This is a genomic window from Bradyrhizobium sp. GW821-FHT13H06 (assembly GCF_058803975.1).
Genome location: NZ_JBXAPN010000005.1, coordinates 85,197 through 108,111 on the forward strand (window position 1 = coordinate 85,197; position 22,915 = coordinate 108,111).

Genomic DNA, 22,915 nt, shown 5'->3' on the forward strand with positions numbered 1-22,915 from the left:
GATGGCGCCGGCGCTCAGGCCTCGCGGTAGTCCAGCAGGACGAACCCGACCAGAATGAAGGCGACCGGCCAGATCCACGCCGCGACGCTGCGGACGCGACCGTCTAGCCGCAATTCGAGCCACCGCGCCCAGCCCGCGGCGATCCCGCACAGCGCAAGCGGCGTGTGGCTCATCTCGATCAGGAGCTGGTCCTTGATGTTGGCGATGGCATGGGAATGCGTGAGCAGGAGCGCGCCGCCGAGCGCGGTCGTCAGGGGAAACACCAAGGCCGCGCGGCCGGCCTTGTCGCCGCGCAGCCGCACGCGCCATTCGAACAGTCCGAATACTGCGATCAGCAGCACGAAGATGCGGTGCTGCGCCACCTCGGGATCGCGCAACGATTCGAAGAATCCGGCCGGCCCGAGCGGCCAGGCCTGCTCGTCGGCGCGGAGGAACAGGAAGGCCGCCATGCCGAGAAACAGCAGCGGCCAATGCCTCGCCCAGCGGCCCCAGCGAAAACGCTCGATCAAAGCGAGCAGGCCGATCAGCACCACGAAGACGCCGGCCCAGTGATGATTGTACTCGGACCAGGCGATGTCCTCGGCGTTGCGCGGCAGGATCGTGCCTTCGCCGGGAACGTAGGCGGCCGGTGCGCTGCTGCGCCCGGCATCGGCCAGGGTGATCCTGGCCTGGAGCTGCGCGATGGTCAGCTTGTCGTAGTCCGGGCTGGTCAGGCGCGGCGGCCATTGCGGCGTGGCGCGCTCGACGATCTCCTGCCAGCTCAGTCGGTCGCGCGACAGATCGACGCCGGGCGGTAGCGACGTCAGCGACGCAGCCGCGAGCAGAACGGTGAGACCGATGCCGACCTCGACCTCGGCGAAGCGCTTGAGGCGGAGGATCGGCGTTGCGGGATCCCGCCGCAGCCGCTCGACCAAGAGATAATTGCCCGCGCCAAGCGCGAGCAGCATCAGCAGCAACCCAATCTTGGCGAGGATCATGACGCCATAGGCGGTGCCGTAGATCGCCTCGATCGAGCCGATGTAATCGAAAGCCATGAGGAGGCCGCCGCCGACGATGGCCGCGACTGCGGCCATGGACATCAGCGAGTAGCGCCGTGCGATGAGGCGCCAGTCGGAGGGCTCCTTGCAGCCGTTCAGCGCGATCAGGAAATAGGGAAGCCCGCCGATCCAGATCGCTGCGCCCAGCATGTGGCCGGCATCGGACAGGAGCAGCGGCCAGCTGAGGACCGGCCGGCTCGCCGCGTGGGTCAGCCGGGTCTGCATCGCGAGCGCGAGCAGCGCAAGCGCGAGGAGTGCCAGGGATCGCGGGCCCTGCGCGCGTCCATTTGCCAGCATGGCGAGGCCGAATGCGCTCGCCGCAATGATGAGACCAGCCCGGGCGAAATCGGCACTGATCGCCTCGCGCCACGACACCTGAAGCGTCCCGACCAGCGCGGCGGCATTGAGACCCAGCGAAGCGATGGTGAGGAGCGCCCAGGCGAAGGCGCTGACCTTCAGCACCGTCAGGCATTTCTCCTCGATCGTGAGACCGAACACCGACAGCTGCGGCTGCAACGGCCACCACAACAGCATCTGAAAGGCAAGACCGCCGAGCGTGAAGGCTTGGGCGATCAGGATCAGGCCGCGCAGAACGACCGACAGATAGCCGAAGATGTCGAGAAACAGGTACAAGGCGAGGTCAATGAACGATGAACGGAATGTCGCCGCGCGTGATGTGTCCGTCGACGCTCAGCACCTGCCAGCGCAGGCGCCATGCGCCGCCGGAAAGCCGCGTCGCCTCGGCCTTGAGCTCGTCGGCCGGCGCATTGGCCGCGGGCGTCAGCGCCTGCGTGGCGCCGTTCGGCGCCAGCAGCGTCAGCTTGGAACGGGCGCGATCGATCCGGCTGTTGAAATGCAGGCTGATCGCGACGGCGTCCCCCGAGACGGTCGCACCGGCCGCCGGCGAGGACGACACGATGATGGCGTGTGCCGAGGCTGCATTCGGGTCGGCAAGACACCAGATGGCGGATAGAAGGATCGCGATTCGAACGAATACGCGCATGGTTGGTCACTCGCTGTCGGCAGCCGTCCCGCCACCGCACCGCCCCCCGGCGCGTGGTCCGTGCCTATGTTGGAACCGCGGCGCAGTTCGCCAAGGGCGCGCGAGCGCCGGGCCGGTTACAATCGACGGAAAAGGATCGGCTGTTGCCGCTGCGACACACCGGCCGCGGCAAAATGCCGATGCGGGAGTCACGCGTCGAGCCAAGCACGGAGGCTGAAGTCGACGCGACCTTCTGCATGGCGTCCGCCAGGAAGCAGCCGATCTCGGTGTCGCCATTGGCGGAGATGGTGCCGACCTGGGCGATCTCATCGTTGGAGGTGATCTTCTTGGCGTGCGACTTGATCGGAGACGATCGCGTCCACCGCAAGGTGAGCGCGGCGGACGGCGCAGCGACGGACGCGTAACGGCCGCTCCGGCCGGTGGAGTGATGGCGTTATCGCGGGCGCGGCTCTCACCGCGTCAAGCATGTGAGGGATCAGGCTGGGCGCCAAGACCGGCTGGAGCCGTAGTCGTTCGACGCCGGACGATTTCCTTCACTCAGCATCTTGCCAGTGGCAATGTTGACGAAGTGCAGGGAGCCGCAAGCGGGACATCGGACGGAGACGTGCGCATCCGCGGCGTCGGAGATTGCGCCGGAAAGCCAGTGCTGCACGTTCATGCCAGTGCGCGGGCACTTGAAGATGATGTTGCGCTCCATGTTGACAATATGCGCCCGCCGCGCCGGCATTGAAATTGCGGACCAATACTTAGGCAACTGTCCTGGACGGATCCACACGGGAGTGGCGAGGATATCGCGCAGCGCTGGCGCGCAAGTCGCCAATCGAGAGCGGTCAGTCGTGCGTTTCCGACCAAGCCGACTTACGCAAACATACTTAAGGAGATTGCCTTACGAATCCTCCCGAAATGTCCGGGCACGATGCGCTAGCGTATTGGGAGCTCCATCAGAGATCGTGCTGCGCAATCGTCGGCACCTCAGGGACATGAACGCCTGATCGCGCCTTTGAGCTGGATCAAGGCATGTTGGTGACCCTGATTGTAGCGTCATAACGGCATCGGGAACGCTTGCTGAGGTACCGTTGCCGGAGGAAGCGAAGTTCGGATTTTCAGGCATTCCGGGCGGCGCCTTCATAGACAGGTACAGAAAACCGCGAGCATGGAGCAGGCCGGAGCGCGGCTCCGCCGGAGAGTTCAATGGAACGAAAGTCGGCAACGCGGGTTTGTTGGACGGGCTCGGACCCTGAATGGAAGAACCAAGCGAACAATCGGCCTCGGCGCTCCCATGGAGCCCGGGGCCGATTTTCGTCGAACCCTTGGGATCGTCCGGGCAAAGGAGTACGCTGATCAGGAGAGCCGACATGCTTACCGACACTCACACCGACGATCTCACCGCGGTCGTGCGCTACGCACTGGAGACGACCCGTGCGACGACTGTTTGCCCCTTCCACCGCGACGTGATCGTCCGCATCGGAGATGACGCTGCCGAGAGCCACGCCTTCGAACGCGTGAAGCGAATGGCCCGAAGTGACGGCACGAAATGGGAGAAAGAAACTCTCAGGACGGAGATTGGCCGCCAGCTCGGAGCAGCCGCCGACGGATGCTGCCCCAAATGCGATCCGACGGCCCCGGGGCGTTGAGCCCGGCGCGAGTGGAAGGGATCAGGCGGATGGAACTGGCTCTTATCCTGAACGGTGCGCGCAGCTCTATCCAGAGGCCAGAATTCCCGTGAAGCCGACAAAGCCCCCTGCCTCCATCATCCGCGGGGGATCCCGGACGGATACTCCGTCAGCGGATGAAGGCGATGATTGTCGGCTTTCGCCATCGGCCGAGAGGCGTCAGGTCATCGACGAGTACGCCGACAATTTGAGGAAGATCATCCGCAGACTTCTTGGAAGGCTGAATTGATCCCGCTCGGGCGCTTCGCGCCGAGGCACCAAATTCGAATTGACCGTCCGCTGCTTCTCTCGACCCTGTTCGCTGCGCCTCTTCCTGCCGAGATCCGGCGGCGGGAACGCGAAAGCTTGATTCAGCGCAAGGGCCTGGAACAGGAGCCTGATAGTAAAGGGCGAAACTGACAGGGAATGCTCGGATGACGCTAAAACATTGGTGCGTGGTTCTCGCGATTTCGGCCGGTGCGGTCACATCCGCGATTGCTCAGTCCGACTTTCCGCCGTCCGCGAGCGCGAAACAGGAGGTCCCTCGCCTCGTCGAGGTCATGAGCATGGCGCAGCTTGAGCATCTCAAGCTGTGGTATGCAGGCAAGGCGAAGAACTGGGACCTGGCCGCGTATGAGCTCAGGCAGCTGACGAATAGCCTGGCCGAAGCAGCCGTCTTCTATCCGGCGGTGCCCATCAGCAACGTGACCACGATGAGGGAGCCGCTGGTCTCGGTCGCCGACGCGATCGCGGCGGGAAATGATCGCAAGTTCGTCGCTTCCATGCGCGCGCTGACCGACGGCTGCAACGCCTGCCACACCGCGATGGGCCGCGGCTTCGTGACCATCGCCGTTCCGACCGGCGGGCAACCACCTGCCAACCAGATATTCGCGCCATCGGCGAACAGCCGGAAGAAATGATGCGCCGAAGCGCCTGAGGCGCGATGAGATCCGGATGAATCGTCATCACGCTTCAGGTCATCATTGAGCATGGTCTATTCGGAGAACCGCTGCACACTTTTCCGGATCATGCTCCGGCTCAGAACATCAGCACGAGAGGGTGACATGCCGGCAGCCAGCTTTGCGCTCAGTCGCGCCCACAGCAGGAACATCGAGCGCTATCACCGCTTGCTGAAGACGCGTCTCACCGATGTCGAGCGCAACTACATCGAATGGCGCCTGTCGCACGAGCAGGCCGCCCTCGCCGCCGTCGAGCGGCCGCATCACGATGGTTCTCACGCAGACGCAGGTCGTGCTGTGTCCGTCTATTAGGAATGCGAGGCGCGGTCGGTCCAGGGCGTCGGGTGCGCGCGGCTCTCGGCTTTCGTGGCCGCGGCTCGCCTCTCCCCGACGGACCACAGCCCGTGTCACCCCGAAACCGGATTGAGCTGCGTCAACCCAGGGATCGAGCAGCCTCTTACCCTCGCCTGGCCCAGATGTCAGTGACCGGCGAGCCCTTCCAATGATCGCGCAATCCATTCCGGCGGAAGCTTTTACTGCCGAGTTCTGGCAAACACCAAAGGACGAGCTCTGCCGCGCGCTCGGCTCAGGTCCGGAAGGCCTGACACAAACCGAAGCGAAACGAAGGCAAGCAATCTTCGGAGCAAACCGCGCTGACGCCTCCCAAAGCCGGTCAGCCCTGCGCAAGCTGGGCCAACGCCTCTGGAATCCCTTGGTTGCGATGCTGCTGGCAGCTGCGCTCGTATCCGGGCTGAGCGGCGACGTCGGCAGTTTTGCCATCATCGCGGCCGTGCTGTCCCTGTCCATCACGCTCGATATCGTTCAGGAGCATCGCGCCGAGCGGACGGCCGAAGCGTTGCGGGAATCCGTCGCCATTCAGGCCGACGTCATCAGGGACGGCAGGGACATGACCGTTTCGGTGACGGCTCTCGTCCCCGGGGACGTCGTGAAGCTCCGCATCGGCGATCTGATACCGGCCGATGGCATCGTCCTCGATGCCCAGGAATTACATGTCAATGAAGCCCTGATGACGGGCGAGCCGTTTCCGGCCTTCAAGACGGACGCTCCTTGCGCGGCGGCATTGCCGGCGGACGCCACGAACGCCCTGTTCGCAGGCACCAGCACCGTGGGCGGAAGCGGCAGGATGCTGGTCGTGAAGACCGGTGGCCGGACGCGCTTCGGCGCGATCGCCTCGGCAATGGCCGCCGACGCACCGCCGACGGCTCTCGAGGAAGGCGTCCGAAGGCTCGGCGTGCTGATCCTTCGACTGACGCTCTTTCTCACCCTCTTTGTGCTGATGACTCATCTCGTCGCGCATCGTCCCGCAATGGAGTCCTTCCTCTTCGCCGTCGCACTCGCCGTCGGCCTGACGCCAGAATTGCTGCCCATGGTGATGACGGTCACCCTCGCCCGCGGCGCGCTGCGCATGGCGAGGCGAAAAGTCATCGTCAAGCGATTGTCCGCCATTCACGACCTGGGCGCGATGGACACGCTTTGCGTCGACAAGACCGGCACGTTGACGGAAGCCAGGATCACGCTGGAGTCGCATATCGATCCGCAGGATCGGTCCAGTGATCGCGTCCTGAGCTTCGCGCGCCTGAACAGCACGTTCCAGGCCGGGGTCAGAAGTCCTCTCGACGACGCGATCCTGTCAGCGGGCCGCGATGGCGCGGACGGCTGGGTCCGGCTTTCGGAAGTCCCGTTCGACTTCGAGCGGAGGTGCTTGTCCGTTCTCGCCGCACGGCACGACGAGCACATGCTGATCGCAAAGGGGGCTCCGGAATCCATCCTGGCCCGCTGCGCTGCCGTGGAGATCGATGGCCTGGCCCATCCGCTCGACGCCGCGTGGCAACAGAAAATGGCAGACATCCAGGCTCGATATGCCCGCGACGGATTCCGGCTTCTTGCCGTCGCGATCAGGTCCATTCCCGTTGGGCAACGGACGATTGCCGTCGGTGACGAGACCAGTCTGACCATGCTCGGCTTCTGTGTCTTCGCCGATCCGCCGAAGCAGGATGCGGCCTCGGCGATTGAAGCGCTCACCACGCTCGGCGTGACGATAAAGATCCTCTCGGGTGACCATGACGCCGTGGTCTCCCATGTCGCGCGAGCGGTCGGGCTCCCGTCGGGACGAGTCATGACCGGAGCCGAGATCTCAGAGCTCACCGATGCCGCGCTCGTCGCCCGGGTCGATGACGTCGATCTGTTTGCCCGGATCGACCCCGATCAGAAGCGGCGGATCATTGCCGCACTCCGGCGCCGCAATCACGTCGTCGGTTTCATGGGAGACGGCGTCAATGATGCGCCGGCGATCCACGCAGCACATGTCGGCATATCCGTCACGGGCGCGACCGAGGTCGCCCGCGCTGCCGCCGACATGATCCTGGTGACTCCCGACCTGTCAGTGCTTGCGGCCGGCGTGCGCGAGGGCCGCAGAACCTTTGCCAACATCCTGAAATATGTCCGAATGGGAACGAGCTCGAATTTCGGCAACATGCTTTCGATGGCCCTGGCGTCGATCGTTCTTCCATTCCTGCCGTTGCTGCCGCTGCAGATCCTGCTGAACAATCTGATCTACGATCTCTCCGAAATCGGAATCCCGTTCGACGAGGTCGACCGCGAAGACGTGGCCCAGCCCGAAACGTGGAACATGGCCGGCATCATGCGTTTCTCCATCATCATGGGAATGGCGTCTTCCCTGTTCGATGCGATCACCTTCGTCGTTCTCCTCGAGGTGTTCGAGGCGGATGCAGCACTGTTTCAAACCGGATGGTTCGTGGAATCGATCTGCACCCAGATCCTGGTCATCTTCGTCATCCGGTCTCGCCGCATGCCATGGCGCGCGAACCGCCCCCACAACATCCTGATCGCGACGTCTATCGGCGCCCTTCTCGCCGGGCTGGCGCTTGCGCTTGGTCCGTGGCGCGGGCTGTTCGGCTTTACCGCGCTTTCCGGAGGAATACTGGCGGCGATCATTGCCATCGCAGCCGCCTATCTGATCTCGGCGAACGCCGCCAAGCGCCTCGCAATCCCGGAGCCTTGACACTCGAGACGATCGAACGGGTTCGACGCCGTGCGTGAAGGCGACAGCGCGCCGTCTGGCCCGCATCCAGCTGGAAGCAAGGCAACCCTACTTTGGCGGCTGAAGACCGCGAGAGTTGATCCATTCGTCGAGGTGAGCCGTGACGTCGGCCTGACGAACCTTCGCGCGCAGGTCGTCCCGCTCGCGGCCGGGCTTCAGCCTGGCGGCCTGCTTACGGAGCTGTTCGGCCCACGCCGAAAGGCGGTCCTGAAACGATACGGTTTGCTTGATCTGATGCGGCTTCACGGTGCTTCGCCCCTCCCAGGCACCTTCCGTTCAGCACCTGTTGGGCGAGGGACACGAGCACTCCGACCCGGCGCTTTGACTTAAGCTAGAAGCCGAACGGCCTGCGGCTTTGCGCCAAATCAATGAGGCGGCCGAATTCCGCGATCTGGAGCAGCTATCGGCTCAGGCAGAGAGAGCCGCACCACATCGCATTACCGGTGCTCAGGTCGCGTCTCCATAAATTCGTTCGCGGTGAACTTCCCGGCCGCTCTCGTCGATGACGACGATCTGGAGCGCGGGATGGCCTTTCGGTTTCTCTCTGCGCACCTTGTCGGCGAGGTTCTTGCTGTGTGCGATGGCGGCACCATCACTTACAAGCTCCAGTCCTGACTTGTCCCGGACGGGCACGCCGTCCTTGATATCGAAGTAGTAGGTTGGCATCGGCTCATTCCCGCAGCCCACACAGCTTGGCTGAAATCATCATCCAGAAAAAAAGCCGCCGAGATGCGGTGGGATGGACTCAGCGGCGACTTGAAGACGTAACCGTGGGGTCGTGTTACGCAAGCCAAGCATTAATGAGCCCGCGCATCCCGGGCTTGATCCGGATCAAGCCCGATTGGCCGCGACATCTGTTTCGCGACCTCGATTGCCATCCAGAAGATCATGTACATCCTGGATGGGCTGCGCCTTCGCCTTCAACTACTATAATACCGCAACGACCCACCTGCCCAAAGAGGTTTATCTTCCCCGCCTGCCCCTGCGGTGGTACTATCGGGTGGGAGCGTGCCATGCACCACTACATCGCTCGGGCGAATGTTGACCATTACATCGCGCTGTTGACCGGCGCCGATCTCATGCCTGACCGCCGGAGCGCGATCACCAAGATGCTGATCACCGAGGTGGACGAGCTCGAACATGATCTGGAGCAACTCGAGTTCTTCGAAAATCGAGCCGCAGCCGGACGCAAACGCGTAGAACACGTCGCACATCAGCGCGACGGTTTGGCTTTCGGGACGCTCGAACGGCGGCACGGAGAAGAGCTGCTGGTGAACGTCGAGAATCTTCAAACTCTCCTGGAAGATACGTGTCATCGCCTGCGCCGGAAGATCCACTCGCGCGGCGTTTGATCGCATCGGTAGGCTTGACGCGCGCTCCTGCAAAGCGAGCCGCAGCCGTTGATGCGGGCCGCGATCACGCGGCGACCGGCTTGCTCTCCTCGCTGCGCTGGCCGAGCAGCGGCGCGAACTGCTCGGACGTCACCGTTTCGTTCGCGATCAACAGCTCTACACCGGCATCCAGGTCACCACGCCGGCGCTGCAGGATGTCCCGGGCACGGCGGTCCCCCTCCTCGATCAGGTTGCGGACGGCGAGATCGATCTCGCGGCCCGTTGCCTCGGCAGCCCCGACGATCTTGTCCTGGGCCGCCCCGAGAAACGCCTGCGGCTTGGGCGCGTAGGTGCGTTGCCCCACCGTCTCGTCCATGCCGTACTTGGTCACCATTTCGATCGCGACTTCGGTCGCACGCTGAAGATCGTCGGCGGCGCCGGTGGAGATCGCACCGTCGAAGATCAGGCGCTCCGATGCGCGCCCCCCCATCAGCACCGCGATGCGGTTCTTGAGCTCCTCGATCGTCAGCAGGAATCTGTCCTCGGTCGGACGCTGGATGGTGTATCCCAGTGCGCCGATCCCGCGCGGAATGATCGAGACCTTCTGCACCGGGTCGACGCCGGGCAGGCTGGCCGCGACGAGGGCATGGCCCATCTCGTGATAGGCAACCCTGCGCCGTTCGTCCTTGCTGAGCACCCTGCTCTTCTTCTCGATGCCGGCGACGATCCGCTCGATCGCCGTGACGAAATCGTCGAACGTGACCTCCTCACCGCTCCGTCTGGTCGCGGCGATCGCGGCTTCGTTGATGAGGTTTGCGAGGTCGGCGCCGGTAAAGCCGGTCGTGAGTCCCGCCACCTTGTCGAGGTCGACGTCGTTGCCCATGCGGATCTTGCGGACATGGACCTTGAGGATGGCAACGCGCCCGTTCTTGTCCGGCCGGTCAACCAGAACCTGGCGGTCGAACCGGCCCGCGCGCAACAGCGCGGGGTCCAGGATCTCAGGGCGATTGGTGGCCGCCAGCAGGATGACGCCGGCGCTCGGGTCGAAGCCGTCAAGCTCGGACAGCAGCTGGTTCAGGGTTTGCTCCTTCTCGTCGTAGCCTCCGAACGACAGCGGCCCGCGGCTGCGTCCCAGCGCGTCGAGCTCGTCGACGAAGATGATGCACGGTGCCGCCTTTCGGGCCTGCTCGAACAGATCCCGGACGCGCGCTGCGCCGACACCAACGAACATCTCCACGAATTCCGAGCCCGAGATCGAGAAGAACGGAACGCCGGCCTCTCCCGCCACGGCGCGGGCCAGCAGCGTCTTCCCCGTTCCCGGCGGTCCGACCAGCAATATTCCCTTGGGCACATGCGCCCCCAGGCGGCCATAGCTCTTGGGGTCCTTGAGGAAAGAAACGACTTCCTGGAGCTCGAACTTCGCCTCGTCCACTCCGGCTACGTCCGCGAAGGTGACCTTGATGTCCTTTTCGACATAGACCTTTGCGCGCGACTTCCCGATCGCCATCAGCCCGCCCAAGCCTTGACCGCCGCCCATGCGACGGCCGATCCAGAACCAGATCACGAAGAAGGCGACGACCGGAAAGATCCAGGACAGCAAGCTCTGCAGCCCGCCGGCACTGGGAACACCGATCACACTCACGCCTTTTGCCGCGAGCTTCTCGGCCAAAGCCATATCGACGCGCGCGGTGATGAATGCGGACTTGCCGCTCGGAAGCGGTTCTTTCAATTTCCCCTGAATCATGTCCGAGCCGACGGACACCTCGGCAAGCTTGTCCTGCGCCAGCAGCTGCTCGAATTGGCTGTAGGGAATGGTTTCGACTGAATTGTACGTCGTGAGACCGAACTGCAGCACGACGAGCAGCAGGCCGCCTGCCAAGATGGCGGCCATGACCAGGGCCTGCTTCCGTGAAACTTGATCGGACTCCACTCTGCTTCTCCCATCGCCGTCGGCTGCGCTATGAATGGTAATGGGGGAGCGGCGGCCTCTGCTTGATTCAGGTCAACGCGGTGGCCCCGTTGCCGGGCCGGCGAACTCGACGGGACTGAAAGAACATGTCGACGCTTGCGCCGGAGTCCCAGCGTTCAATGCTGCGCAATCCGGCCGTCGACCACCTCGATGATGCGGTCGCAGCGACGCGCGAGGTCCAGATTATGTGTGACAAGCAGGAAGCTCGTGCCGCTCTCCCGATTGACCCGTCGCATCAGTTCGAAGACGGCATCGGCCGACTTCGAATCGAGATTTCCGGTCGGCTCGTCCGCCAGCACGAGATCCGGATTCATCGCAAGCGCCCTGGCCACCGCCACCCGCTGCTGCTGGCCGCCCGACATGTTGTTGGCGAGATTGTTTCCGAATCTCTCGAGACCGACCTCGGCGAGGAGATGATCGGCCCGGGCCGCGATCTCCGCGCTCGGAAATCCGCGATCCGCGAGCATCGGCATCATGATGTTTTCGCGCGCGGTGAAGGCAGAGATCAGCAAATGATGCTGAAACACGAAGCCGATGGTGTGGCCTCTGAGATGCGTGAGTTCGTTGTCGTCCAGCAGCCCGGTGTCGCGCCCCTTGATGAGGAGCCGGCCGGACGTCGGCCGATCGAGCAGACCGACGATGTTGAGCAGCGTGCTCTTGCCGGAGCCTGACGGACCCATCAAGGCCAGAAACTCGCCATGGCCGAGTTCGAGATCGATGTCGTGCAATACCTCGACCTCCGATGGCAGGCCCACATTGTAGGTCTTGCAGACGCGCTCGAGCCTCAGGATCTCGTCAGCCACGGATCGCTACCACCGGATCGAGTTTCGCGGCGCGCACCGCCGGCGCTGTCGCAGCCAACAGGCCGGTGACCGTGGCGAGCACCGCCGTGTAGATGAAGAGATTTCGCTCCAGGATCAACGGAAAGAACTCGCTTCCATCCGCCTGACGGGCGACAGCGTGCCAATAGATCAGCGCAAGGGCGCCCATCGTCGCGCCGAACAGCGAGCCGACAAAGCCGAGCAGACCACCCTGGAGCAGGAACACCCGCAGGATCTGGCCGCGCGAGGTGCCCATTGCCCTGAGGATGCCGATCTCCCTGGAGCGCTGGATCACCGACACGATGAGCACCGCGGCAATGCCAAAGGCCACAGACAGGCCCACGAACACACGGATCAAGGTGTTCGTGTAGATCTGCGCCCGGACGGCGGTGTAGAACTGCGCGTTGGTGGCGATCCAGCTATCGGCCTCGACGGCCGTCGCGGCCTGGATCCGCTTGGCGATGGTTTCGGCCGCGTAGATGTCCTTGATCGTCATGTCGATGGTGGTGACGCCGCCGATCATGCCGAGCAGAGACTGTCCCGTCCGCAGTGCGATGAAGGCCACCCGCTGATTGGCGCCCTTGTTGCCGAAATCGACCAGGCCGGAGATCGTCAGCACCCGGTTGGCGGAGCTTGCCGCCTGGAGGTTCAGCTTGTCGCCCACGGTGGCGCCGAGATTCTTGGCGAGTTCGGTGCCGATGATGATGTCCTCGCTGGTCAGCCGCGCGCTGCCGGCGACGATGTAGTCCGGCACCCTGACGATGTCGAAATAGGTGTCCGGCTCGATTCCGGTCAGCGTCACCGCCCGGTTGGCGTCGCCGCGGATCGCCAGCGCGGATCCGGTGATGGTGGGCGAGACCGCGGTGACTTCGGGCATCGCCAGCATCTGGACTCGGATCTTCGGCCACTGGTCGATCGAGATCACCCGCTGGCTCGGCCGCTGCACCACCGCGTCCTCGATCTCGCCGGCGGCGTTGCGCAAAGGGCGCGCGACCTGATCCGGCGTGAGGAGCTGGATCTGAGGCTGCGAGGTCAGCACGCGCTTGATGAAATTCGCCTCCATGCCCGCGAGCATCGCCGACATGAAGACAATGACGCCAACGCCGATCGAAATGCCGCCGATGATGAAGGCGGTCTGCAATCTCCCCTCACGCAGGAAGCGCACGGCAGCGATCCACTCGAATGGAAGCCAGCGATTCATGGCCGGACGGGCCGCAAGCGCTGCCCGGTCACGACGCCGGAGCTTTGCGGAATCGCGACATCACCGGCTTCGAGCCCCTCGACGATCTCGATGTTGCTGTTGCCGCGCAGGCCGAGCTTCACCGGACGCTTGACCGCACGACCGCCCTCCACGGTCAGGACCCAGGGCTGTCCGGAGAGAACGTCATGGACCGAGCGGACGGGAAGCACCTTCGCATTGTCTTTCGCGGCAACCTGGATGTCGACCGAGACGGTCATGTCCTGGCGCAGATCGTCGGATGGCTCCACCACCGTCAGCTTCACCTGGACGGTCGCGCGGGAAATGTCGATGCCCGGATTGATGTAGGAGACCTTTGCGGCGAAACGCCGGTCCGGGTAGGCATCCGCGGAGGCCAGCGCGCTCTGTCCGAGCGCGAGCTTGCCGAGATTGCGCTCGTCGATCTGCAAGACCAGCTGCAGGTCACCCGACGGCGCCAGCACCAGGAGCGCTTTCCCAGCCTGCACCACGGTGCCTCGCTCGACGTTCCGGGTGATGAGAACGCCGTCGCGAGGGGCCACGATCGTCGCATAGCCCAGGCGGGAGTCCGCCGTGTCCAGATTGGCGCGCGCCTGGTTGAGCTGCGTCTGCGCCATGACATAGTCGCTGCCGCCGGGGCTTGCCGTATAGACCTGGAACTCCGCCGCGCGCTTCACGGCGCGCGCGACGTCGAGCGTCTTCTGCGCGTCATCCAAGGCCGCCCTGGTCGCGTAGCCATTCCGTTCGAGCTGCGCCGTGCGGTCATAGGTCTGCTGGGCGTTCAGAAGCGTCGCTTGTGCTTGTGTCAGAGCCTCCTTCGCGGAAGGCAGCGTCAGCTCCTCGAGCTGCCTGATCCGGGCCTCCGCCTGGGCTACCGCCCCCTGCGCCTGGATCACGCTCGCTTTGAGTTCCCGTGCCTCCAGCGAGATCAGCGGCTGCCCCTTGCTGACCTTCTCGCCTTCCTGCACCAGCACGTCCGCAACCGTGCCGGTAATCTGGCTGCCGATCTCGACGCGGTACGGTGTCTCGACATGCCCGCTCGCCACCACCGTCTCGATCAATCGCCCGCGCGCGACCTGGTCGACCACAACGGCAGGTCCGAACAGGATACGGACTCCCTGCCAGGCACCAAGGGCGAGCAGAACGAGGATCGCGAGCACGAACCATTTGTGAGCGAGGACTCCCGACCACGCCGACGCGGCGGAGAGCCGGCTCACATGCTCCTGCTTGGGAACAGATAGTGTTTGCTCGTCCATGACTCTGCGCTGTTGCGAATTCCCCCGAACTGAATACCGCACCGCACCGGTTCCAGATTGCGCCAGGTCAACGCGCTGCCAGCAAATGCGCGACGTCGGAATGGGAATTGACCAGCGCCGGGCCCGCATCGGGCATGATCATCCGATGACCTGCCGACACACCCGATCTCGCATCGCGATGCTCCCGAGTTTGAGCGAAATCAACCAGTACGCGATGCGCCATGACTATTCTTTCCGGCGACCGGGATGGTCAAGCTCGATGGAGACAATGATCATGGCAACCGAAACCAAGCTTCCTGTCACCAAGACATCCACCGCACCTGCAGCCGCCGGCGAGGCATGGCAGCCGTTCCAGACGCTGAGAAACGAGATCGACCAGATCTTCGACGATTTCGGCAACGGCTTCTGGAATCGGCCGTTCCGCTCGCTCGCACGGCTGGAGCGCGACCTGTCCAAGAACTTCAATGCGCCGGCCGTCGACGTCGCCGAAAGCGACAAGGCCTACGAGATCACGGCTGAGCTTCCCGGCCTCGACGAGAAGAACATCGACGTCAAGCTCGTCAACGGAGGTCTCACCATCAAAGGCGAGAAGAAGGAAGAGACCGAAGAGAAGAAGAAGGACTACTACGTCTCCGAGCGCCGTTACGGCTCGTTCGAGCGCTACTTCGCGCTCCCCGACGGGGTCAACACCGACAAGATCGAGGCGACGTTCAAGAACGGCGTGCTCAAGGTCGTCCTTCCCAAGACCGAAGAAGCCCAGAAGGCGGCCAAGACCATCAGTGTGAAGGCCGCCTGACGGCCGCCGACGCGAGGCTGCGGCCGCCGCAGCCTCGCCTCACCCAGGACATTCGCCAGCGAATTCGAGGACACACCATGCGCGCGCATCATATCATGACGAAGGACGTCGTTGCCGTAACGCCGCACACGACGATCGAGGAGGCGGCCAAGATCATGCTCCGAATGCACATCAGCGGCCTGCCCGTCATCGACGATGTCGGCAATCTCGTCGGCGTGGTCTCGGAAAGCGACTTCCTCCGCCGTAGCGAGATCGGCACCGGCCGCAGGCACGCCGCCTGGCTGAAGTTCTTCATGGGACCAGGACGCGCGGCCTCCGAGTTCGTTCACGAGCGAGGCCGCAAGGTCGAGGACGTGATGACGAAGCAGGTCGTCGCGGTGGAGGAAGACACGGATCTGGCCGAACTGGTCGACCTGATGGAGAAGAACGACATCAAGCGCGTCCCCGTGATGCGGGGCAAGACGCTCGTCGGGATCGTCACGAGGTCGAACCTGCTGCAGGCCGTGGCGAGCCTCTTGCACGAAATTCCCGATCCGACCGCCGATGACGAGCACGTTCGCGAGCGCATCACGCGCGCGGTCAACGCCACGGACTGGCGTCCGATCGGCTTCGAGGTGAATGTCCGCAATGGCGTCGTGCATCTGCACGGCCTCGTCACCACCGACGAGGCGCGTCGGGCCGCAATCGTTGCCGCCGAGAGCACCGCCGGGGTCAAGGAAGTTCACGACCATCTCTGCTTCGTCGACACCTATAGCGGGTTCTATGTGGAATCGCCCGAAGACATGAAGGCCGCCGGCTGAACTCCCTGCAAATCGAGGCTGCCATGCTCGGATGGTTCGTTCGGATTCTCTTCGCCATAGCAGCGCCGATCACGGCGCTGTTCGTGGCACGTGACGCGCTGAACTTCGGCTTGATCCAGACAATCGTGACCATGTTGCTCGTGACTGCCCTGGTCGGGCTGGTCGCAGCCTATACCGGGCGGGACCGACAGGCCCCGCGCTAGCTGCCGACGCGACACGGTGGCCGGGGCCCCTGAAGCCACCGCCGACCGGCTCGCCCGCTCCTGCCGAACCGATGCGCGAAGCCGCCCGATGGCACCGGCAAGGCACAGCAAAGGTAACGCGGTGGGCCGGTACTCCGGGAGTGCAGGTGTTCGCCGTGTGGCTCCGGACATCACCTTAGGTGAAGCTCCCAAATTTCGGCCGGACAGTTTATCCGCTAGTAAGGGTTTGTCAGCACGCACCGGCGACTGCAAATGAACCACTCGATCTACACTGCGGACAGGACAACGCATCTGAAAGTGGCCGTTACCGGATTGCTGGCCGGCATCGCCGTCGTAGCGACCACGCTGACCGTGCACTTGGCCCAGCCCGAATTGAGCTTGCAGAAGGCGAAGACTCTGGCCGTTCACCAGGCACGTCCGATGCACGCACTGACCGAAATGGCCCAGCGCTAGTCGAGATCGGGCTGTTGGAGGATATTCAGATGACCAACGAAGCAATCAAAGCGCTGATGATATTCGCGATGTATGGCATCCTCGAACTCGCGCTCTATTTTTCGTCGATGGCCAGATCTGCCAAGCAATCGGTGCGTTCGACACCCGGCCGGACTGCGAATCCCGATTTCACCCGTCCCGTGGCGGAGGACTAGGTCGATCCACGCGGTCGCCCGTCGCGAGACCGCGGCGTCAGGGACGATCGTCACAATGGTTCGTCATCGCGCGGGGAAGGCTCTGCCTGCAGCGAGACGAAGTCACCGCCGCCGTAATCGTCCTCCGGATCGGCGCTGGTCGATTGAAGGCACAGGCGGTCATCGACGCCGCGAACGCCTGGAGCGTTCTCGCAGGCCACGATCGCCGCCCGGCGGGCGTTGTCGCCCTTGACGACACCGTGCAGCGTCACCACGCCATCCCTGACGCTCACGTTCAAGCCGACGGGCTGCCAGGGCATCCCGGCCATGGCCGCAAGGACCGTACGGCGGATCTGATTGTCGTCTTCCGAATAGCCGGGTGCGCCGGTCAGCGGACCGGCAACGGCGGACAGGAAGTCGGACCGTGTGATGATGCCGACGACGCGATCGTCGCGCATCACCGGAACGTGGTTGAGGTCTCGACGCTCCATCAGATCGGCAATCTCCTCGAGGGGAGTATCCTCCTTGGTCGTCGCCGGATCTCGCGTCATCACCTGCTCGACCTTGCGCCCGTGCTCCTTGATGAATTCGCACGCGATTCGGTCGGTTCCGAGCAGGACGGTCAGCAGCCGGCTACGCTTGTGCTCGGTTTCGAGCTCCGCCCGCCTGAGGAAATCGCTTTCGCAAATGATGCCAACGAGCTTTCCCGCCGCATCCGTGACCGGCAGTCCACTGATGTGGTGAGCGAGCATGACCCTGATGGCATCGGCGATGGAAGCCTCGGGCCGAATAGTCATCACCCGCCGGGACATGATCTGGTGCGCGCGCATGTCTTAACTCCAGAGAACTCACAGGTAGTTGCCGCCCCCAACAGGGTCTTGATCGAGATCAACCGCCCGGCCGCGATCGAGTACCGCAGGCTCGGACTGACCAGGCGATCCCGAACCCGCAGCTCGCGGAGTACCAGATCGACGAGGTCGCGGCGTATCTCGAAATGTTGAGAGCCGGCCCGCTGTGCCAGAACCCGTCCCGCTCCACTCGCGCGTTGCTTGCCCGGCGGTTGATCTCGGTCAAGCCAGGAAGGGGAAAGAGCAGCATTGTGGACTAAACACGATCTGAACTGCGCCATCGCAAGGCAGGCACATGACGACGACAGACCGAGCCGCTCCTCCACCTCAGACGCGCGTGCCGGCAGCGAATCCGCAACGCTTCGGTCTCGTTCATGTCGATTTTGCCACGCAGAAGCGAACCCCGAAAGCGTCGGCGAACTGGTATTCGGATCTCATCCGGTCGGCGCGAAGATCGCAGATTGCCGCAGACCGTGCGGGGCTCGACGACGTGACGGAAACGCCCGGCGCGAAGGCCGCCTCCACGGTCCCCAGCTAGGCCGATGAGCGGGATTCTCACGATCACGCCCAATCCGGCGGTCGACGTGTCGACGGCGGTGGACAGGATCGTTCCTGTCGCCAAGCTGCGCGGCATCGGGCAGCGTCGCGATCCCGGCGGCGGCGGCATCAACGTTGCGCGCGTGGTCAAGCGCCTCGGCGGCAATGCCACCGCGCTGTATCCGGTGGGCGGCCTCACGGGAGACCTGCTGCGTCAACTGCTGGACAAGGAGGGCGTCGAAAGCCTGACTTTTCCGATCGCGGGCGAGACCCGGCAAGACTTCTTCGTCCGCGAGATCGGCACGGGCCAGCCCTATCGCTTCATCCTGCCAGGGCCGCCTCTTGCCGAGGACGAATGGCAGAGATGCCTTGCCCTGCTGTCGGCGCTGCAGCCGTTTCCCAGCTTCGTGGTTGCCAGCGGAAGCCTGCCGGCAGGGGTGCCCGACGACTTCTATGCAAGGGTCGCCAGGATCGTCAAACAGCGCGGCGCCAAGATGATCCTTGATACCTCGGGTCAGGCCCTTGTTGCTGCGGTGGCGGAAGGGGTCGAACTGGTCAAGCCGAACCTGCGGGAGATGCGCGAGCTGGTCGGCCACGAGCCGTCTGATTCCGCCGAATGGGAAGCCGCCGCCGGAACGCTGGTGCGCAGCCGCAAAGCGGCGATGGTCGCGCTTACGATGGGACATCTCGGCGCCGCGCTGGTGACGAGCGACCGCGTGTGGCGCGCCAAACCTCTGGCGATCGTGCCCGTCGGCGCCGTTGGTGCAGGTGACAGTTTTCTCGGCGCGCTGGTTTACGGGCTGGCATCTGGAGCCAGCCTCGAACACTGCTTTCGACAAGCGGTCGCCGCCGGCGCCGCCGCCCTGCTCAATCCCGGCACAGAACTCTGCCGGCCCGACGACATCAAGCGTCTCGCCGAGCAGGTCATTCTCTCTACGGCAATTTGACCGAGCCAGTCGGAAGCGCCGGAGCGACGACATCCAATCGGCAGAGCGGCATGTGCTGCGCACTTGATCTTTCGCAAGCCGACGGCGTGGAGATGCGCGAAAGTTGTCGCCATTCAGACCCAATTTGCAGCGCGGGAGAATGCGCGATGGACGCATCGAGCTACATTCGCTGGTTCAGGGACATACGTCTCGCCGACGTGCCGCTGGTCGGAGGCAAGACGGCATCCCTGGGCGAATTGTATTCGGCGCTGACGCCGGAGGGCGTCAAGGTCCCGAACGGCTTTGCGCTGACCGCGGCCGCGTATCGGGACGCCCTGACCGAGGCGGGCGCATGGGACAAGCTCGGCCGGCTCCTCGCCGGGCTGGACAAGCGGCGGATCGCCGATCTTGCCCGCCGCGCCGCCGCCGCGCGCGCGATCGTTTACGCGGCGACCGACCGGGAGGATCTGCGCCATCAGGTCAGACAGGCGTATCGGCTGCTGGAGCAGGAATACGGACGCAACGTCGCGGTCGCGGTCCGCAGCTCGGCCACGGCCGAGGACCTTCCGACCGCAAGCTTTGCCGGTCAGCACGACAGCTTTCTCAACATCCGGGGCGCAGACGGGCTGATGGAGGCCTGCCGCCGCTGCTTTGCTTCCCTGTTCACGGATCGTGCGATCTCCTATCGGATCGACAATGGTTTCGATCACTTCAAGGTCGCGCTGTCGGTTGCCGTGATGAAGATGGTCCGCTCGGATCTCGCGGCAAGCGGCGTCACCTTCACGCTCGATACCGAGACCGGGTTTCGCGACGTCGTATTCGTGACCGGCGTCTACGGGCTCGGTGAAAATATCGTGCAGGGTGTCGTCGACCCCGATGAATTCTACGTTCACAAGCCGACGTTCAACGCCGGCTTCCGCGCGGTTCTGTCGCGCCGCCTGGGATCGAAGGCAAAGCGGATGGTCTACGGCCGCGGGCACAATACGACCAGGAACGTGGCAACGCCGGCGAATGCGCGCCGGCAATTCTGCATCAATGACGACGAAGTCCTGACGCTGGCCGAATGCGCGATGCTCGTCGAGAAGCACTACTCGCAAAAATCCGGCAAGCCGACCCCGATGGACGTGGAATGGGCCAAGGACGGCAAGGACGGCTCGCTCTACATCATCCAGGCCCGGCCCGAGACGGTCGCCTCGCGGCGGAAGCCGGAGGCGCTCGAGAACTATGTCCTGAAATCGTCCGGTACGGCGCTGGCCGAAGGCCGCGCCGTCGGGGAAAAGATCGCGACAGGACGCATCCGACTGATCAGGAACGAGCGGGATCTCCAGAAATTCCGTCCGGGCGAGGTGCTTGTCGCGACGGCCACGCGCCCGGACTGGGAGCCCGTCATGAAGCTCGCCGCCGCGATCGTGACCGATCATGGCGGCCGAACCTGCCATGCCGCCATCATCGCACGCGAGCTCGGGGTGCCCGCGGTGGTCGGAACAGGCGGTTTCAGCAAGAGAGCCAAGACGGGCGTGGCGGTGACGGTATCCTGCGCGGAAGGTGATATCGGCCACGTCTTCGAGGGGACCCTGCCATACGAGGTCGAACGGACCGCGGCCGAAAGCGTGCAGAAGCCGCGCACCGAAATCATGGTGAACCTCGGCAATCCCGAGGTCGCGTTCAAGACCGCATCCCTGCCGAGCGATGGCGTTGGCCTGGCCCGCATGGAATTCATCATCAACCAGCATATCGGAATCCATCCGATGGCGCTCGCCTGCCCAGACAAGGTGACCTCAGCGCGGGACCGGCGGAAGATCAAGCTGCTGACCGCACGTCACAAACAGCCGTCCGAATTCTTCGTCGAGCGGCTTTCGGAGGGCGTCGGCACCATCGCCGCCGCGTTCTATCCCCGGCCGGTGATCGTGCGCCTCTCCGACTTCAAGACCAATGAATATGCGAACCTCCTCGGCGGCGCCGATTTCGAACCTCACGAGGAGAACCCGATGCTCGGCTTTCGGGGCGCCGCGCGCTACGCGCACCCCGCCTATGCGCAGGGTTTTGCGCTGGAATGCGCCGCATTGAAGCGGGTGCGCGAGGCGATGGGCCTCACCAATCTCAAGATCATGATTCCGTTCTGCCGGCGTGTCGAGGAGGCGCGCAAGGTCATTGCAGCCATGGCAAGTCATGGCCTCAAGCGAGGCGAGAGCGGCCTGGAGATATTCATGATGTGCGAGATCCCGAACAACGTCATCCTGATCGACCAGTTCGCGCAATTGTTCGACGGCTTCTCCATCGGCTCCAATGATCTCACCCAGCTGACGCTCGGCGTCGACCGGGACTCCGAGATCGTCGCCTTCGACTTCGACGAGCGCGATCCCGGCATGCTGCAGATGCTGTCGATGGCCGTGCTTGGCGCCAAGCGCAACCGGCGCCACGTCGGCATCTGTGGCGAGGCTCCCGCCAATTATCCGGAGATCGCGAGATATCTGGCTGAACTCGGGATCGACTCGATCAGCGTGAATCCGTCGAGCGTGTTGCGGACCATCGAGATCGTCCGCACCGCAGAGCGCGACAGTGGGGAAGGCCGGCGGGCTGTGGGCTAGAGTGCGATGAGTTGTTGTTTGAGCATGATCTCCGCGCAAACGCGCTCCGCGTTTGTCGCGACGGGACAACCGCCGCGCGCTTCTCGGGATCATGCTTCAGGGGCGCTTGTTCCTGCGATGTACGCCAAGCGCCTCACGCACCTCGTCGTCCTCGAGGACATCCCTGATCGCGCGGTCGGCCGGCCTGGTCTCCAGCACCGGCGCGCTCCGATCCGGCGCGGGGACCTCCGCCTTTCGCTCGGCCGCGCTCTTCTTCGCCGCCTGGCCATCCTTGTCCATTGCACACTCTCCTGGGACGTGGACGTCAGTGCGACATCAGCAGGCAGACCGGAGCGTGCCGCAGAAGGCTCTGCGTCATGCCGCCGAAAACCCACTCGCCCAACCGGCTGTGCCCGTAGCCTCCGGTCACGATGAGGTCGGCGCCGACATCGGCGGCCAGCCGAACGAGGTAGCCCGCGTCAGGCTCCGCCGTATGCACGCGCACCTCGTGCTGGCAGCTCACGCCGTGACGCTGAAGATATCTGGTCACGTCCCGCACCCGGTCTCGCGCCGCATCCTGTTCGCTCGACGTGCAGATTTCGGCGACCGTGACCTGCGAGGCCCGAGTCAGAAATGGCAGCGCGTCCCGAACGGCCAGGCGCGACTCCCGGGCATCCTTCCAGCCGACCACGATCCGATCGCCCGAAAATCGGGTGACGCCGTCCGGCACCGAGAGGATCGGACGGCCCAGCCGCAACATCGCTCCCGCCGCATCGAGGTGACGGGAGTAATTCGGCTTCAGCTGGCTGCGCCTCACCACGACGAGATCCGCCGCCCTGGACTGCTCGACCAGGAACTCGGTCGGGAAACCGATCGTCCAGCGCCATTCCACCTTTTCACTCGGCAGGCGAACGATGCGCCTGAACCACGCCTCCTTGTCCGACAACGTTGCGCGTATGCGCTCGAGATCCTCCGCACTCGTCTGTTCGATGATCACGCCTTCGGCGACGAACGGTGGATCGATTGCGATGGCTGAGACGCCGAGCAAGGCGGCTTCAAAGCCGTTCGCGACCGCCTCGGCAACGGCGATCTGCCCTTCGTCCTGCTGCTCGGCATCGACGTAGACCATGACGCTGGCAAGAGACATGTCATTGCTCCATTGCTCGAATGGAACCTTTATCCCGCGTTTCCCAATCGTCCCGTTGACGCAAATCAAGCGGTTCATCCGCTCCCTGGTCCCGATCAATCCCGCCGGCACGAAAGGCGGCAAGATGCCGAGAGCCAGC

25 protein-coding genes and 1 pseudogene are annotated in these 22,915 nt (G+C 64.1%); 13 read left to right on the top strand and 13 right to left on the bottom strand.

Annotation, left to right across the window (positions count from 1 at the left end):
- Positions 1–14: 14 nt before the first annotated feature.
- The 3 genes and pseudogenes from AC1RQP_RS21865 to groEL form a co-directional block, all read right to left on the bottom strand.
- Positions 15–1,670: a copper resistance D family protein gene (locus AC1RQP_RS21865; protein WP_492938484.1), complete on the bottom strand. Its 1,656-nt coding sequence runs from the start codon at positions 1,668–1,670 to the stop codon at positions 15–17.
- A gap of 7 nt (positions 1,671–1,677) precedes the next feature.
- A complete protein-coding gene (locus tag AC1RQP_RS21870) occupies positions 1,678–2,040 on the bottom strand; it encodes a copper resistance CopC family protein (RefSeq protein ID WP_061878327.1) in 363 nt (120 codons plus the stop codon).
- A 220-nt stretch (positions 2,041–2,260) separates the two neighbouring features.
- Positions 2,261–2,420 (bottom strand): annotated as a pseudogene (gene groEL, locus AC1RQP_RS21875) (chaperonin GroEL); the annotation flags it as partial.
- Positions 2,421–3,395: 975 nt separating this feature from the next.
- Here groEL and AC1RQP_RS21880 point away from each other — a divergent pair.
- From AC1RQP_RS21880 to mgtA, 4 genes are all read left to right on the top strand, one after another.
- Entirely contained in the window at positions 3,396–3,674 is a 279-nt protein-coding gene (locus AC1RQP_RS21880) for a hypothetical protein (RefSeq protein ID WP_239622065.1), read from the top strand.
- A gap of 584 nt (positions 3,675–4,258) precedes the next feature.
- The gene (locus tag AC1RQP_RS21885) at positions 4,259–4,612 is read left to right on the top strand and encodes a hypothetical protein (RefSeq protein WP_492938485.1); all 354 of its coding nucleotides are present in this window, start codon (positions 4,259–4,261) and stop codon (positions 4,610–4,612) included.
- 144 nt (positions 4,613–4,756) lie between these two features.
- A complete protein-coding gene (locus AC1RQP_RS21890) occupies positions 4,757–4,963 on the top strand; it encodes a hypothetical protein (RefSeq protein WP_492938486.1) in 207 nt (68 codons plus the stop codon).
- A 190-nt stretch (positions 4,964–5,153) separates the two neighbouring features.
- A complete protein-coding gene (gene mgtA / locus AC1RQP_RS21895; protein ID WP_492938487.1) occupies positions 5,154–7,694 on the top strand; it encodes a magnesium-translocating P-type ATPase in 2,541 nt (846 codons plus the stop codon).
- 87 nt (positions 7,695–7,781) lie between these two features.
- Here mgtA and AC1RQP_RS21900 read toward each other — a convergent pair whose 3' ends face one another.
- Positions 7,782–7,979 (bottom strand): hypothetical protein, encoded by a 198-nt coding sequence (locus AC1RQP_RS21900; protein ID WP_239622061.1) that lies wholly within the window; start codon positions 7,977–7,979, stop codon positions 7,782–7,784.
- A gap of 201 nt (positions 7,980–8,180) precedes the next feature.
- Positions 8,181–8,399, bottom strand: a complete 219-nt coding sequence (locus AC1RQP_RS21905; protein WP_239622060.1) for a DUF6894 family protein — start codon at positions 8,397–8,399, stop codon at positions 8,181–8,183.
- Positions 8,400–8,746: 347 nt separating this feature from the next.
- Between AC1RQP_RS21905 and AC1RQP_RS21910 the strand changes: the two genes are divergently transcribed.
- Positions 8,747–9,085: a hypothetical protein gene (locus tag AC1RQP_RS21910; protein WP_239622059.1), complete on the top strand. Its 339-nt coding sequence runs from the start codon at positions 8,747–8,749 to the stop codon at positions 9,083–9,085.
- A gap of 64 nt (positions 9,086–9,149) precedes the next feature.
- Here AC1RQP_RS21910 and ftsH read toward each other — a convergent pair whose 3' ends face one another.
- The 5 genes from ftsH to AC1RQP_RS21935 all read right to left on the bottom strand — a co-directional run bounded on the left by ftsH (position 9,150) and on the right by AC1RQP_RS21935 (position 14,549).
- Positions 9,150–10,994 (bottom strand): ATP-dependent zinc metalloprotease FtsH, encoded by a 1,845-nt coding sequence (gene ftsH / locus AC1RQP_RS21915; protein WP_492938488.1) that lies wholly within the window; start codon positions 10,992–10,994, stop codon positions 9,150–9,152.
- A 155-nt stretch (positions 10,995–11,149) separates the two neighbouring features.
- Entirely contained in the window at positions 11,150–11,836 is a 687-nt protein-coding gene (locus AC1RQP_RS21920; RefSeq protein ID WP_492938489.1) for an ABC transporter ATP-binding protein, read from the bottom strand.
- Positions 11,829–13,055 (bottom strand): ABC transporter permease, encoded by a 1,227-nt coding sequence (locus AC1RQP_RS21925; protein WP_239622057.1) that lies wholly within the window; start codon positions 13,053–13,055, stop codon positions 11,829–11,831. The genes AC1RQP_RS21920 and AC1RQP_RS21925 overlap by 8 nt, the downstream gene beginning before the upstream one ends.
- Positions 13,052–14,326, bottom strand: a complete 1,275-nt coding sequence (locus AC1RQP_RS21930) for an efflux RND transporter periplasmic adaptor subunit (RefSeq protein ID WP_492938490.1) — start codon at positions 14,324–14,326, stop codon at positions 13,052–13,054. Before AC1RQP_RS21930 ends, AC1RQP_RS21925 begins: the two co-directional genes overlap by 4 nt.
- 67 nt (positions 14,327–14,393) lie before the next feature.
- On the bottom strand, positions 14,394–14,549 hold the full coding sequence (locus tag AC1RQP_RS21935) for a hypothetical protein (protein WP_492938491.1): 156 nt from the start codon (positions 14,547–14,549) through the stop codon (positions 14,394–14,396).
- A gap of 51 nt (positions 14,550–14,600) precedes the next feature.
- Between AC1RQP_RS21935 and AC1RQP_RS21940 the strand changes: the two genes are divergently transcribed.
- The 5 genes from AC1RQP_RS21940 to AC1RQP_RS21960 all read left to right on the top strand — a co-directional run bounded on the left by AC1RQP_RS21940 (position 14,601) and on the right by AC1RQP_RS21960 (position 16,772).
- Positions 14,601–15,122 carry an Hsp20/alpha crystallin family protein gene (locus AC1RQP_RS21940; RefSeq protein WP_492938492.1) on the top strand — a complete coding sequence of 174 codons (522 nt, stop codon included), beginning with the start codon at positions 14,601–14,603 and terminating at the stop codon, positions 15,120–15,122.
- Between the two features lie 77 nt (positions 15,123–15,199).
- Positions 15,200–15,922 (top strand): CBS domain-containing protein, encoded by a 723-nt coding sequence (locus AC1RQP_RS21945; RefSeq protein WP_492938493.1) that lies wholly within the window; start codon positions 15,200–15,202, stop codon positions 15,920–15,922.
- 23 nt (positions 15,923–15,945) lie between these two features.
- Positions 15,946–16,125: a hypothetical protein gene (locus AC1RQP_RS21950; RefSeq protein ID WP_239622053.1), complete on the top strand. Its 180-nt coding sequence runs from the start codon at positions 15,946–15,948 to the stop codon at positions 16,123–16,125.
- A 252-nt stretch (positions 16,126–16,377) separates the two neighbouring features.
- Positions 16,378–16,578 carry a hypothetical protein gene (locus tag AC1RQP_RS21955; RefSeq protein ID WP_197968401.1) on the top strand — a complete coding sequence of 67 codons (201 nt, stop codon included), beginning with the start codon at positions 16,378–16,380 and terminating at the stop codon, positions 16,576–16,578.
- Positions 16,579–16,607: 29 nt separating this feature from the next.
- The gene (locus AC1RQP_RS21960; RefSeq protein WP_492938494.1) at positions 16,608–16,772 is read left to right on the top strand and encodes a hypothetical protein; all 165 of its coding nucleotides are present in this window, start codon (positions 16,608–16,610) and stop codon (positions 16,770–16,772) included.
- A gap of 50 nt (positions 16,773–16,822) precedes the next feature.
- On the opposite strand, the gene AC1RQP_RS21965 is transcribed toward AC1RQP_RS21960, so the two are convergent.
- Complete coding sequence (locus AC1RQP_RS21965; RefSeq protein WP_492938495.1) at positions 16,823–17,581, bottom strand: CBS domain-containing protein; 759 nt, start codon at positions 17,579–17,581, stop codon at positions 16,823–16,825.
- A gap of 313 nt (positions 17,582–17,894) precedes the next feature.
- Here AC1RQP_RS21965 and AC1RQP_RS21970 point away from each other — a divergent pair, with 313 nt between their 5' ends.
- The 3 genes from AC1RQP_RS21970 to ppsA all read left to right on the top strand — a co-directional run bounded on the left by AC1RQP_RS21970 (position 17,895) and on the right by ppsA (position 21,650).
- Positions 17,895–18,137 carry a family 1 glycosylhydrolase gene (locus tag AC1RQP_RS21970; RefSeq protein WP_492938496.1) on the top strand — a complete coding sequence of 81 codons (243 nt, stop codon included), beginning with the start codon at positions 17,895–17,897 and terminating at the stop codon, positions 18,135–18,137.
- 4 nt (positions 18,138–18,141) lie between these two features.
- On the top strand, positions 18,142–19,083 hold the full coding sequence (locus AC1RQP_RS21975; protein ID WP_492938497.1) for a 1-phosphofructokinase family hexose kinase: 942 nt from the start codon (positions 18,142–18,144) through the stop codon (positions 19,081–19,083).
- 146 nt (positions 19,084–19,229) lie between these two features.
- Positions 19,230–21,650 (top strand): phosphoenolpyruvate synthase, encoded by a 2,421-nt coding sequence (gene ppsA / locus AC1RQP_RS21980; RefSeq protein WP_492938498.1) that lies wholly within the window; start codon positions 19,230–19,232, stop codon positions 21,648–21,650.
- A gap of 96 nt (positions 21,651–21,746) precedes the next feature.
- Here ppsA and AC1RQP_RS21985 read toward each other — a convergent pair whose 3' ends face one another.
- Positions 21,747–21,929 (bottom strand): hypothetical protein, encoded by a 183-nt coding sequence (locus AC1RQP_RS21985; protein ID WP_492938499.1) that lies wholly within the window; start codon positions 21,927–21,929, stop codon positions 21,747–21,749.
- 25 nt (positions 21,930–21,954) lie between these two features.
- A complete protein-coding gene (locus tag AC1RQP_RS21990) occupies positions 21,955–22,776 on the bottom strand; it encodes a universal stress protein (RefSeq protein ID WP_492938500.1) in 822 nt (273 codons plus the stop codon).
- Positions 22,777–22,915 lie beyond the last annotated feature (139 nt).